We start from the raw sequence: 12,637 nt of genomic DNA, 5'->3' as shown, positions 1-12,637 counted from the left end.
CTGGAATAAATTGCCAATCAGGTTTGGCAGAATGTTGTAATTAATATTTAAAAAAAATGATTAAAAAAAAAGGGGCTTTTAAATTGCCCCTTAATTTTTAATATTTCGGCACTGTTTTAATAATTGATGGCATGCTGTGCGGATCATCGATGCAGTGATTTGCACTTCATTGCCGCGCTCATCTACGATATAAGCTGAATGCATTGTTTTAGCGTCCAGCATATGCTTTAAACCTGTACTCATTACTGCTTTACTTACACCCATCTCACACCTCACATTGCTAAACCTGTTCAAAAAAGGTTTTGGCTATTCGATGTGTTAAGTATAAAAAATACAGTTCAAAAGTAAAATTTCAGTTGTAACAAGTGTTTAACGATATTCTGTTACAATTTCAGCTCAAGATGATATCGTATTGCTCTTGCGTATATAGATTTTCCACCTGGAACTTAATCACGCCGCTGATAAAGTGCTCTAAATCAGAGACAGCGGGCGCTTCTGCTGTTAACAAGCGGTCAATCACCGATGGATGCGCAACGACAGTAAAGCCACTCTGATTTTCAAAAGCCCGCGCATAGCGCAAGATTTCCCGAAAGATTTCGTAACACACTGTCTCGGCTGTTTTCACATAACCCCGTCCCTGACAAGTCGGACACGATTCACACAGCAAATGCTCCAAAGATTCACGGGTACGCTTCCGGGTCATTTCCACCAAGCCCAGCTCTGAAACTTGGGTAATTTTGGTTTTGGCGTGATCCCGTTCCAGCATTTTGTCAAACTGGCTCATCACCTGTTCACGATGATGCGCTTCCTGCATATCAATGAAATCGATAATGATAATGCCGCCCAAATTGCGCAGGCGCAGCTGGCGCGCAATGACCTGTGTCGCTTCCATGTTGGTTTTAAAAACAGTATCTTCTAATGTGCGGCCGCCGACATAAGAGCCCGTATTCACATCGATGGTGGTCATCGCTTCAGTCTGATCAATCATCAGATAACCGCCAGATTTCAGCGCGACACGGGTCTGCAGGGCCTTCTGAATGTCTTCCTCAACATTGTATAAATCAAAGATTGGACGTTCGCCCGGATAATGAATCAGGCGGTTGCGCATAGTCGGGACAAATTCGTCTACAAACTCGGTCAGTTTGGCGTGAATTTCCCGTGAATCGACATGAATTTTAGAGGTCTCTGCATTGGCTAAATCGCGGATCACCCGCTGCGGCAAAGGCAATTCTTCAAAAATCAATGAAGGCACAGCGATGATTTTTTGCTTGCGCTGAATAAATTCCCACAATTTCGCCAAATAGGCCATATCCTGAGCAATTTCGGCTTCAGCAATGCCTTCCGCGGCGGTGCGCACAATGACGGAGCCCGGCAATTTATGTTCCGCCTGAATGCGCTCAATCATGCTGCGAAGGCGGTCACGCTCTTCTTCAGATTCAATCCGCTGCGACACGCCTGTATGACTGCCAAAAGGCATCATGACCAAATAGCGGGACGGAATGGAAAGATCTGTGCTTAAACGGGCGCCTTTCGTGCCCAGCATATCTTTCATGACTTGAACCGTCAGAACCTGACCAGGCTGCAGCAGTTCAAAGACATTTGGCGTCGGCTGATTTTTTGGCCAGACCATATCATTGATATGCAGAAATGCAGTGCGTGACAGCCCAATATCAACAAAAGCCGCCTGCATGCCGGGCAGCACGCGAACCACTTTTCCTTTGTAAATATTGCCCACTAACCCGCGTTTAACAGTACGCTCAACAAATAATTCATTGACTGTACCATTTTCGATTAACGCGACACGGCACTCCATCGGTGTGACGTTAATCAGCAACTCGTCAGACATAATAAAACTCAAAGCATTATAAAAATTCTTTTTTTCAGCAGTTAATTTAGTGCTTTAACTGTCTGTAATAACTGTGCGGTTTCATGCAGAGGCAATCCGACAACATTTGAATAGCTGCCGTCAATGCGTGGAATATAGCGGGCGGCAATGCCTTGAATCGCATAGGCTCCCGCCTTGCCCAAAGGTTCACCCGTAGCCCAGTAATCTTCCATATCCCTGAGGCTCAGCGCCTGAAATTCAACCTGTGTACGCACTACTATACTGCAAATTTGTTCTTTTGTACGTACGCAAACACCTGAAAAAACATCATGTTTTCGGCCTGAGATTTGCGCCCAAATTTCAAAGGCATGCTGTTTGGATTCAGGCTTGCCTAAAATACGCCCGTCAACACCTAGACTGGTATCCGCAGCCACAATGACTGCATCTGGAAAGCGCATCTGTACGGCTTTGGCTTTCATTCTGGCCAAACGCTCGACATATACCGCGGCAGTTTCACCATGCAGTATAGACTCGTCAATGTCCGGGCTGTAGATATCAAATGTCAGCCCCAGCTGGCTGAGCAGCTCATTGCGCCGAGGCGAACTGGAAGCCAGAATTAAATGCGCCATTTTTTCAGCAAATAATAAATGACAGGCCAGACCAATACGCTGCTTAGCAGCGGCTGCCAATGACGCGCAAAAGAAAAATGCACGCCGCTCATCACCTGCGCGATCCAAATAAAGAACAGATGCGCAAGAATTGCAATCGACGAGATAATCCATAGATTGCCGAAGGTTAAAATGCGGCGTTCACGCGTCAAAAATCTGGCTATAAATGAGATCAGCACAAAACTCAGCGCATTCATGCCCAATGGCGCATCGACCAATAGATCAACAAAGAGACCCGTGCCGAAAGCAAACCACACCCCGCACCATGTGGGCTGGCACAGCACCCAAAACAGCGTAATCATCAGCATGAATAACGGACGCCAGCCCGAAACTTCATAGGACAATGGATAGACCATCAGCGCCGATGCCATGATCACCGAAATGATAATAGCAAACAGCGGATCCCGGCTTGTCGGCCGGTTCAGTTTAGCGATCGGCATTCGGCTGCTCCATCGCTAATGAGTCTGAAAACAGCACCACCACATGGTGTCCGCCCGCTAATTGCGCAGCAGGAATAACATCAATCTGTGAAAATTCACCCGAGTTATGGCGCTGCACTTTAGACACCGTACCGACTAAATAGCCTGCCGGGAAATGTGCCCCTAGGCCGGAGCTATACACTTTTTCACCTACTTTGATATTGGCGCTGGTTGGAACATATTCCATTTTTAAGCGCCCAAGATCACCTGTGCCGGTTACAATTGCGCGCATGCCCGTACGTTCCAAACGCACAGATAAAGAATGTTCCTTATCAGACAGCAGCATGATTCGGCTGCTATGCGGGTAGACATTGACAATCTGCCCCATAATGCCTTTATCATCCAGCACAGTTTGGCCGACTTTCAGCTGGCTGCTGGCTCCGCGGTTAATCACAATAATATGGCGCAGCGGATCTGCATCGGTGCCAATCACTTCTGCAATTTCCATGCGGCCGTCAATAATTAAAGGCGTGTCTAATAAGCCGCGCAAACGGGTATTCTCTGCAGAGAGCTCAGAGAGTTTTTGCAACCGGACTTGAGCCTGAAGCAGTTCAGCCTGCATCGCGGTGTTTTCACGGCGCAGTTGAGCTTCTGACTTGGTTTGTTGATTCAGCCATTCTCGCGATAACACTGGATAGCTTGCAGCAGCATAAATGGGATTATAGGCTGCATACAAGACGTCTCTTGCCGGTTGAATTACATGCGGCATGCGCCAATCAAAGAAAAGCACCACCAGACATGCAATCACCGCAATGATAAATGAGCGAAAAGATGGCGGCTGTCTTGAAAACAGTTGAGTTTGCACCCGCCCAGTCCTTGTCTTAGCCTACAAACAGCATGTCGTGATTTGGATTATCGAAGAAATCGAGCACTTTACCGCCGCCGCGAGTGACGCAAGTTAGTGGATCCTCGGCAACCACCACCGGCAAGCCTGTTTCTTTCGCTAGCAGTTTGTCCAGATTGCGAAGCAATGCGCCGCCGCCTGTCAATACAATACCGCGCTCTGCAATATCTGACGACAGTTCAGGAGGCGTCTGCTCCAGCGCAGATTTCACTGCAGACACAATGCTTTGCAATGGATCAGAAATCGCTTGGGTAATTTCATCCGAAGTAACGGTAATCGCGCGAGGCACGCCTTCTGCAAGGTTGCGGCCGCGGACTTCAATTTCCAGCGCTTTTGCGCCTTCTTCAGGAAGCGCCATGCCTACTTCTTTTTTAATGGTTTCAGCCGTGGTTTCACCAATGACACAGCCATGCGCTTTACGGACATAATTGATGATCTGTTCATCAAAGACATCGCCGCCAATACGCAATGAGTCGGCATAGACACAGCCCTGCAATGAAATAATGGCAATTTCTGTTGTACCGCCGCCCACATCAACCACCATCGAACCGCAAGCCTGCTCGACCGGCATGCCGGCACCAATCGCCGCAGCCATCGGCTCTTCAATTAAACGCACATCGCGCGCGCCTGCGTTATAAACCGCTTCACGGATCGCGCGGCGCTCTACCAAGGTTGATTTGCACGGCACACAGACCACGACACGCGGCGCAGGCGGAAACAGGCGCTTTTCATGCACTTTGCCAATAAACTGGTTCAGCATGGTTTCCGTCACTTCAAAATCCGCAATCACACCGTCTTTCATTGGGCGGATTGCAGAAATATTCGCGGGTGTACGGCCGAGCATCTGCTTAGCATCAAGGCCGACTGCCGATACAATTTTTTGTGAGCCGCTGTGGCGAATCGCCACAACCGTCGGTTCATTTAATATAATGCCTCGTCCTGGCGCATAAATAAGTGTATTTGCTGTACCTAAATCAATGGCTAGATCGGGCGAAAACAAGCCAATTAGTCTTTTTAGAATCACGGAGACGTTCTCGATTAAACTTTATGTGGACGCAAGGTGGCAACTTTAACTAAATGTGATGATTTGAACAAGTCAATCGCTTATTATAACGCACGATAATTTGAAATTTTTTAATACTGATTAGGTAATGTTATGTCTACATCGGATGCACAGCAGTCTGCAGATCTCAATGCAAAAACAGTTTCAGCAATTGCCCATTTGGCGCGATTATCGCTGAATGAGGCGCAATCTGCTGAATATGCTCAAAGTTTAAATAAAATTTTAGGCATGATGGAAACTTTAAAAGGCATCAATACTGACGGTGTTGAACCGCTGAAAAGTCCATTCGACCACCCGCAGCCATTACGTGAAGATGTGGTGACTGAAGAAAATCATCGTGAGGAATATCAAGCCATTGCACCTGCAACGCAAGACGGCTTGTACCTTGTTCCGCGCGTAATTGAGTAATTACTGCTCAGTCCATCTATTTTCTTAAAATTAAACGTAAAGAATTATTTCTCATGACAGATTTACACCGCTTATCCGTTCGTGAACTGACAGAAGGCTTGGCTGCGGCTAAATTTTCTTCTCGCGAACTGACCGAACACTATTTAAAACGCATTGAAAAAATCGATGCACGAGTACAGTCGTATGTCACCGTCACCGCTGAACAGGCTTTGGCTGAAGCAGATGCAGCCGACGCTTTGCGTAAAGCTGGCGGCGCTACGGTACTGACTGGCGTGCCGATTGCGCATAAAGATATTTTCTGTACGCACGGCATCAAAACCACAGCCGGCTCTAAAATGCTGGACAACTTTATCTCTCCTTACGACGCCACCGTTGTAGCGAAAGGCAAAGTTGCCGGTTTAGTGACGTTGGGTAAAGTGAACATGGACGAATTCGCCATGGGCTCTACCTCTGAATCATCTTATTTTGGCGCAACGGCAAACCCTTGGGCGCTGGACCACGTTCCTGGCGGCTCTTCAGGCGGTTCTGCTGCTGCGGTTGCTGCTGACCTTGCTCCGTTTGCTACAGGTACAGACACAGGCGGTTCAATCCGTCAGCCTGCATCTTTCTGCGGTTTGACAGGTCTTAAACCGACATATGGCCGTGTTTCTCGCTTTGGTATGATCGCTTATGCATCATCTTTAGACCAAGGCGGCCCAATGGCGCGTTCGGCTGAAGACTGCGCTTACCTGATGAACGTGATGGCGGGCCATGACGCCAAAGATTCAACATCGGTTGAAAAAAATGTTGATGATTACGTTGCAAACTTAAACGGCACCTCTGTAAAAGGCTTGCGCATTGGTATTCCTAAACAGTATTTCAATGCCGCTGGTTTAGATGCTGACGTCAAAGCGCGTATTGAAGAATCTTTGAAAAAATTGGAAGACATGGGCGCAGTCTTGGTTGAGATTGACCTCAACATGACTGAAAGCTATGTGCCGACGTATTACCTGATTGCCCCCGCTGAAGCCTCTTCAAACCTGTCACGTTTTGACGGCGTGCGTTACGGCTACCGTGCAGAAAACCCTGTGGACCTGATGGATTTGTACAAGCGCTCACGTTCTGAAGGTTTTGGTAAAGAAGTTCAGCAGCGCATCCTGATCGGCACCTATGCGTTATCGGCTGGCTATTACGATGCCTACTATGTAAAAGCGCAAAAAGTACGCCGTTTAATCCAGCAAGACTTCTTAAAAGCCTTTGAAAATGTGGATGTGATCGCTGCGCCTTCTGCACCGACAACTGCGTACAGAATCGGTGCAAACCTGTCTCAGGTTGAGATGTACTTAGGTGACATTTATACCATCGCAGTCAACCTTGCGGGCCTTCCTGCAATCAATGCCCCGGTCGGTTTTGACAAAGACAGCCTGCCTGTGGGCTTACAGCTGATTGGCAACTACTGGTCAGAATCTCAATTATTGTCTGTGGTGCATCAGTACCAGCAAACAACCGACTGGCATACAAAACGCGCGGCAATTGCTGAGGAGAATGCATAATGGCTCAAGCTCAAAAATCGGCTAAACCAAAATCTAACCTGATTGATGGCTGGGAAGTGGTGATTGGCATCGAGATTCACACTCAGCTTGCCACCAATACCAAAATCTTCTCTGGCTCTTCAACGACCTTTGGTCAAGACCCAAACACTCAAGCCAGCCTTGTTGATTTGGCCATGCCGGGCGTATTGCCAGTTCTCAATAAAGAAGTGGTTGATTTAGCCATCCGCTTTGGTTTGGGGATTGATGCGTACATTGACCAAGCATCTGTGTTTGCGCGTAAAAACTACTTCTACCCAGACTCACCTAAAGGCTACCAAATCAGCCAAATGGACAACCCGATTGTGGGCTTGGGCCATATCGACATCCAACTTGAAGATGGCACCGTAAAACGCATTGGCGTGACACGTGCGCACCTTGAAGAAGATGCCGGCAAATCAATTCATGACCAGTTTGAAGGCATGTCAGGCATCGACTTGAACCGTGCTGGTACACCTTTGCTTGAAATCGTCTCTGAACCGGATATGCGTTCAGTTGAAGAAGCGGTGGCTTACATTAAGTCGATTCACACGTTGGTCCGCTGGTTAGGTATTTCTGACGGCAACATGGCGGAAGGTTCGTTCCGCTGTGACTGCAACGTGTCTTTACGCCGTCCGGGCAATGAGTTCGGTACACGCTGTGAGCTGAAAAACCTCAACTCATTCCGTTTCATTGAACAAGCAATTAACGTTGAAATTGAACGTCAAATGGAAATCCTAGAATGGGATGGCACCATTGACCAAGAAACGCGTTTGTTCGACCCTGTGAAGATGGAAACGCGTTCTATGCGTTCTAAGGAAGAAGCGAACGATTACCGCTACTTCCCAGACCCTGACTTATTGCCTGTTGTGATTGCAGATGCGCAAATTGAAGCGGCGCGTGCTGCCCTTCCTGAGTTGCCTGCTGCACGCCGTGAACGCTTTGTCGCGGACTTTGGCGTAACTGAATACGATGCACACGTTTTAACGCTGACTCGTGAAATGTCAGAGTTTTACGAAGCCGTTGTAAACGCTGCCGGCGGCGCTGCGCAAGGCAAAGTGGCTGCCAACTGGGTGATGGGCGAATTCTCGGGCGCTTTAAATAAAGCAAGCTTAGAACTACAAGATTCTCCTGTAACAGCAGAAAAACTTGGCGGCATGATCGCGCGTATTGTGGACAACACAATTAACGGTAAAATCGCGAAGCAAGTGTTCGGCTTTATGTGGGAAGAAGGCAAAACTGCAGACGAAATTATTGCTGAAAAAGGCTTGAAACAGGAAACTGATACAGGCGCAGTTGAAGCAATTATTAAAGACGTGCTTGCTGCCAACGAGAAGATGGTTGAAGAGTATAAATCTGGTAAAGAGAAAGCTTTCAATGGTCTTGTTGGTCAAGTAATGAAAGCAGCGAAAGGTAAAGCTAACCCAGCTCAAGTGAATGAATTAATGAAGAAATTGATTGGTTGAGGCTAGTTAATTTTGGAATAAAAAACCCGCTTTAGAGCGGGTTTTTCTATTTATCTATTATATAATTAAAATAACAATTTTCCGAGAAATATAAAAATGCAAAGAGGTATTATTATTCCCCCAGCGTTAATAAAGTGCGATGCAAATAAAAATAATGTTTTTATTGAAAGATCATATAACACCCAAGAATTGCAATATTTTTCTTTATACTGGGACAAAATAGCAATACCAGATCAAAGAGCAATTAAAATAGGAGTGCCTTTTGAACAAGATTACATTGAAGCAGGCATTTTAGAACTTGTTAAATCACCATTTAATTCTGGAGAAATGGCTAATGTTCTTCAGAAGTCACATACTTATGTTGCTAATTCTAAGTTACAAGATGTTGAAAATGAATGGACTTTAGTGAATATGTTAGATTCTAAAGACAGTGACCCTATTCAATATAAAAATAAAGATGTTCTAAAAGCTGAGTTAAAGAAACTCTTACCTGTTCCACGGAACAATGTAGCAATTCACGATTTATTAGACTTTAAAGCTCAACGCAAAGATGAATTAATAGCATTACATGAATCTTTGGATGAAATCTATGAAAAAATTTTAAACAGTGAAGACCAAGACTTAAGAAGAAAAAAAGAATTTCATAATTTAAAAGTAGCAATACACGGTTTGGATAAAACACTTATCGAACGCTTCCGCCTAACCTCCCGTGTCGACCACTCTGTCAGCTTAGAGTTTAATGAAAGTGTGCTTTCTGAAATGGTAAAATCTGGGGTTATCGATATGGCATTAGCTACATTTCCTACCCTAACCATTGCTAACACACTTAAATCAATAGTGAAATTTAAATTTTCAAAAGAATGGGCTTTGAAATCTGCTGAAGGAAATTTAAAACTAGATTATTTAGTTAAAGCAAAAAAAAATAATATCCTTTAAACAATATACCCTATATTGCCAAACTCGAAGACTTAGGACGTATTCAGTTTTCAAAGTCTTTCTTTATACGTGACTTTTGAATCCCTCTAAATCTCCCTTTAAAAAAGGGAGACTTTGTCACGTGATCAAATTGATACGCTTAGTTCCCTCTCCTTTAACAAAGGAGAGGGCTAGGGAGAGGATGAGATTTAAAAGATGAAAACTTTAGCCCTCATCCTCCGCCTTCTCCTAAAAGGAAAAGGGGCTTCCCTTTACCATCCTCCCGCAACTCGATTTCACCTTGTTTTCTCGATTCAAAAGTTAACTATTCATGGGCATAAAATAGATTCTAAGACATTAAATTGACATCATGCTATTTGATGCTCGCCCGACTGAGCCAAACCGCAGTTTTCTTTGTCCGTAACTTCTTGTGTCCTCGTGATTTTATTTGTTATGAATTTTGTGCATTGCTGTACATCATATTGCTGAAATCACCGAATATGGTTAAGAATAATCCATTAACAAGAATAATGATGCGCCGATTCATTTATTTTTAACTATAGGGCAAATGTTTCATATCACTTGAGTCAGGGGTCACAAACATAACCTCCTATTTGGAGAACAGACCATGAATTTCCCTAAAATATTAATTCTTACCGGTTGTATTGTCCTATCCGCACCTAACCTCTTTGCAGCGCAGACCAAGGTTGCTACTCACGGCAGCACCGCAGCAGCTGACCAAAAAGCTATTGCGAGCGCAATGAGCGCAGCGCCAAAAAAAGTGGCTGCAGCAGCAACCATTGTGGCCATGGGCAAAGATGGCAAGATGCATACCTTGCGTAAAGGCCATAACAACTTTACCTGCATGCCTGATAATCCAGCGACCCCAGGCCCAGACCCGATGTGCATGGACAAGGCGGCTTTGGAATGGGCAGAAGCCTGGATGGGTCACCAGCCGCCAAAAGCCGGTAAAATTGGCTTTATGTACATGCTGGAAGGCGGAACCGATGCCAGCAATGTTGATCCTTATGCCCAAAAGCCAACTGCAGGCAACCATTGGATCAAGACCGGCTCCCATGTCATGATTGTCGGCGCGGAACCCAGCTTTTATGATATGTATCCTAAGAGTGCCCAACCAGACACCAGCATACCGTACATCATGTGGCCCGGAACTCCTTATCAGCACTTAATGATTCCAGTAAAGTGAGCCTCAATATCCACATCACAGCTCTGGCCCAAGCATAAAACGTCAAGGGATTCTGCCCGTGGCTGGCCAAACAAGCCTGTGCCAGCTGCTGTGATTGAGAGAGGCCTATCGGCCATCGCAAGAAAATATACAATCTATCCTTTCAGCGGCCTGTTAAATGACTGCTGAAATTCAAATTGTTCTAAAATAAGGCGTGTTGAGGTTCCGTGAAATCATCAAATAAATATGCAGGCCAAAACCGCAGAATTTTCATAATTTCGCTTTAGCTTGCCATCTTGTGTTGCGATTTTTCTTAATTGCTTCAATTGGCAAAACAACACTGATTTAAGTAAATTTATAATATTGAACATTCCTTAGCACAGTCTTGCTGCGGCCAAAACTCAAAGCCGAAAAAGGCTGAATTGCATTTTCAAAATCCAAAAAATTAGACTGTAAATCCTGAGCTCCCTTTGCGCAGCAATGCGGCTCATCCTAGTGGTAGAAGGAGCGTTCATGAGCAATCAAATACTGGCATGAATTTAATATTGGATACTCCCTCTCCTTTGAGGAGAGGGCTAGGGAAAGGATTATTTTTGATGTTATATAATTAAATAAATATCAAAGAAAAACAAAAATGGCACCAGAACTTTTACAATCTATCATTCAATGTACCCTTGGACTGATTCTAATCCTTATCATTGTGATGCTAATCCATCCCAAATGGCGTAAAAAGCTCACACAACCTGAAGCCTATTCACCAAGAAAACAGCGAGGAATAGGCTTACTCTATGGCATCGAATTCATCTTCTATCCTATTTTGGGGCTATTTAAAATTATCTTTTCAATCTTTAAATAACCCGATGGATTTATTGTCGAGTCGAACCCAATTTATTCCAAAGCTCAGGCGTCAAAAAGGTCATCACCAATTTATTCATATCCACATAGCGCAGCACGCCTTGCAACTGCGATTTCACTTCAGGATTCTTCAAAATTTCTTCGCCCGTGATGCTGCCGAGTTCCTGAAAACTCTCACCCACGGCCTGCATGCCTTCAGCCTTAATCACCGCTTTGGCCTGAGCAGAACACTGCTCCGTCAAAATCCGCTGCAAAGTCTGCGCTAAATTTTTATCCAGCTGAGTCCGCTGCGCATCCGTCACCTGGCTGTATGCCTTTAAGTCTGGATGAGCCGACAAAGCGCTAAATGTCCATTGCAGCACGGTAGTTTTATCCGCCGCTGTGGTTGATTTCACCAAACAGTCACTGAGCTGATCCACTGTTGGCCCTGCTGCGGCAATTTGGCTGACTCCACATAGAAATACGGCCATCAAGCTCAGGCAGCCCATGCGGGATTTTTTTGGGCGTACAGCAGTAAAAACATCGCGTGACATAAAGCAAACTCCAGTGAATATTCCACCTCTTTGTATCACAAAGTACGGCGATGCACCTGTTACGACTCTGTAAAATAACACCCGTGATGCATCCTGCATAAAAACCTGATGATTTGATGCAGCTACTTGCTTCGACTAAAGAGCCATGCCCGCTGCATTTTCTAAACCTCCTGCGTGTGCTATGGTCATTGAAAAAGCAATATAAATCACATCTAAACAGAGGGAAAAAAACATGGCCAAACAAATTCTAATGCTGGTGGGCGACTATGCCGAAGACTATGAAACCATGGTGCCTTTTCAGTTCCTAACGGCTCTTGGCTATACCGTACACGCAGTTTGTCCGGATAAAAAAGCCGGCGGCAACATTGCCACCGCCATTCACGATTTTGAAGGTGAGCAAACTTATAGTGAAAAACGCGGCCACAACTTTGCCATCAATTATGATTTTAGCGCAGTCAACACTCAGGATTATGCCGGCTTGGTGATTCCAGGCGGACGGGCGCCTGAATATTTACGCATGAATGACCGCGTGGTGGAGATTGTGCGTGAATTTGACGCTGCGGAAAAGCCGATTGCCTCGGTCTGCCACGGCGCACAGCTTTTAGCTGCAGCCGATGTCCTAAAAGGCCGCCTATGTTCTGCTTATCCAGCCTGCGCCGCGGAAGTTAAACTGGCGGGTGGAACATATGCGGATATTGCCGTGACTGAAGCTGTAACCGATGGCCATTTGGTAACAGCGCCCGCTTGGCCGGCACATCCTGCATGGATGGCGCAATTTGCAAAAGCCTTAGGCGCTTCAATCAGCATCTAAACCATCAGGCTTTCAAACCCAAAATTAAAAAACGCTA

The 12,637-nt window shown here is 45.5% G+C and carries 13 protein-coding genes and 1 pseudogene; 6 read left to right on the top strand and 8 right to left on the bottom strand.

Translation table 11 applies throughout. The features are described from left to right. Positions 1-90: 90 nt before the first annotated feature. From JZ784_RS00925 to JZ784_RS00900, 6 genes are all read right to left on the bottom strand, one after another. Complete coding sequence (locus JZ784_RS00925; RefSeq protein WP_086211437.1) at positions 91-264, bottom strand: PA1571 family protein; 174 nt, start codon at positions 262-264, stop codon at positions 91-93. A gap of 127 nt (positions 265-391) precedes the next feature. Further along, on the bottom strand, positions 392-1,846 hold the full coding sequence (gene rng, locus JZ784_RS00920; protein WP_346313474.1) for a ribonuclease G: 1,455 nt from the start codon (positions 1,844-1,846) through the stop codon (positions 392-394). Positions 1,847-1,887: 41 nt separating this feature from the next. Then, on the bottom strand, positions 1,888-2,454 hold the full coding sequence (locus JZ784_RS00915; protein WP_346313473.1) for a Maf-like protein: 567 nt from the start codon (positions 2,452-2,454) through the stop codon (positions 1,888-1,890). Further along, positions 2,442-2,933, bottom strand: a complete 492-nt coding sequence (gene mreD / locus JZ784_RS00910) for a rod shape-determining protein MreD (RefSeq protein WP_346313472.1) — start codon at positions 2,931-2,933, stop codon at positions 2,442-2,444. Before mreD ends, JZ784_RS00915 begins: the two co-directional genes overlap by 13 nt. Then, positions 2,920-3,777 (bottom strand): rod shape-determining protein MreC, encoded by an 858-nt coding sequence (gene mreC, locus JZ784_RS00905; protein ID WP_005011656.1) that lies wholly within the window; start codon positions 3,775-3,777, stop codon positions 2,920-2,922. Before mreC ends, mreD begins: the two co-directional genes overlap by 14 nt. Before the next feature lie 16 nt (positions 3,778-3,793). Then, complete coding sequence (locus JZ784_RS00900) at positions 3,794-4,840, bottom strand: rod shape-determining protein (protein ID WP_005011659.1); 1,047 nt, start codon at positions 4,838-4,840, stop codon at positions 3,794-3,796. A gap of 132 nt (positions 4,841-4,972) precedes the next feature. Between JZ784_RS00900 and gatC the strand changes: the two genes are divergently transcribed. The 5 genes from gatC to JZ784_RS00875 all read left to right on the top strand — a co-directional run bounded on the left by gatC (position 4,973) and on the right by JZ784_RS00875 (position 10,422). Further along, positions 4,973-5,287: an Asp-tRNA(Asn)/Glu-tRNA(Gln) amidotransferase subunit GatC gene (gene gatC / locus JZ784_RS00895; RefSeq protein WP_346313471.1), complete on the top strand. Its 315-nt coding sequence runs from the start codon at positions 4,973-4,975 to the stop codon at positions 5,285-5,287. A 53-nt stretch (positions 5,288-5,340) separates the two neighbouring features. Beyond that, a complete protein-coding gene (gene gatA / locus JZ784_RS00890) occupies positions 5,341-6,819 on the top strand; it encodes an Asp-tRNA(Asn)/Glu-tRNA(Gln) amidotransferase subunit GatA (protein WP_346313470.1) in 1,479 nt (492 codons plus the stop codon). Then, the gene (gene gatB, locus JZ784_RS00885) at positions 6,819-8,300 is read left to right on the top strand and encodes an Asp-tRNA(Asn)/Glu-tRNA(Gln) amidotransferase subunit GatB (RefSeq protein ID WP_346313469.1); all 1,482 of its coding nucleotides are present in this window, start codon (positions 6,819-6,821) and stop codon (positions 8,298-8,300) included. Before gatA ends, gatB begins: the two co-directional genes overlap by 1 nt. 96 nt (positions 8,301-8,396) lie before the next feature. Next, positions 8,397-9,236 (top strand): DUF6236 family protein, encoded by an 840-nt coding sequence (locus JZ784_RS00880; RefSeq protein ID WP_346313468.1) that lies wholly within the window; start codon positions 8,397-8,399, stop codon positions 9,234-9,236. A gap of 607 nt (positions 9,237-9,843) precedes the next feature. Beyond that, entirely contained in the window at positions 9,844-10,422 is a 579-nt protein-coding gene (locus JZ784_RS00875; protein ID WP_346313467.1) for a hypothetical protein, read from the top strand. A gap of 215 nt (positions 10,423-10,637) precedes the next feature. On the opposite strand, the pseudogene JZ784_RS00870 reads toward JZ784_RS00875, so the two are convergent. Together JZ784_RS00870 and JZ784_RS00865 are read right to left on the bottom strand one after the other, a co-directional pair. Beyond that, positions 10,638-10,736 (bottom strand): annotated as a pseudogene (locus JZ784_RS00870) (IS5/IS1182 family transposase); the annotation flags it as partial. A gap of 531 nt (positions 10,737-11,267) precedes the next feature. Then, positions 11,268-11,789, bottom strand: a complete 522-nt coding sequence (locus JZ784_RS00865) for a hypothetical protein (RefSeq protein ID WP_346313466.1) — start codon at positions 11,787-11,789, stop codon at positions 11,268-11,270. Between the two features lie 232 nt (positions 11,790-12,021). Here JZ784_RS00865 and JZ784_RS00860 point away from each other — a divergent pair, with 232 nt between their 5' ends. Continuing rightward, positions 12,022-12,600, top strand: a complete 579-nt coding sequence (locus JZ784_RS00860) for a DJ-1/PfpI family protein (RefSeq protein WP_346313465.1) — start codon at positions 12,022-12,024, stop codon at positions 12,598-12,600. Positions 12,601-12,637: the final 37 nt, after the last annotated feature.

The sequence above is a fragment of the Acinetobacter sp. CWB-B33 genome (assembly GCF_039655955.1).
Classification (GTDB): Bacteria; Pseudomonadota; Gammaproteobacteria; order Pseudomonadales; family Moraxellaceae; genus Acinetobacter; species Acinetobacter bouvetii.
Note: the sequence above shows the minus strand (reverse complement) of the source record. Positions and strands in the feature narration are given on the sequence as shown.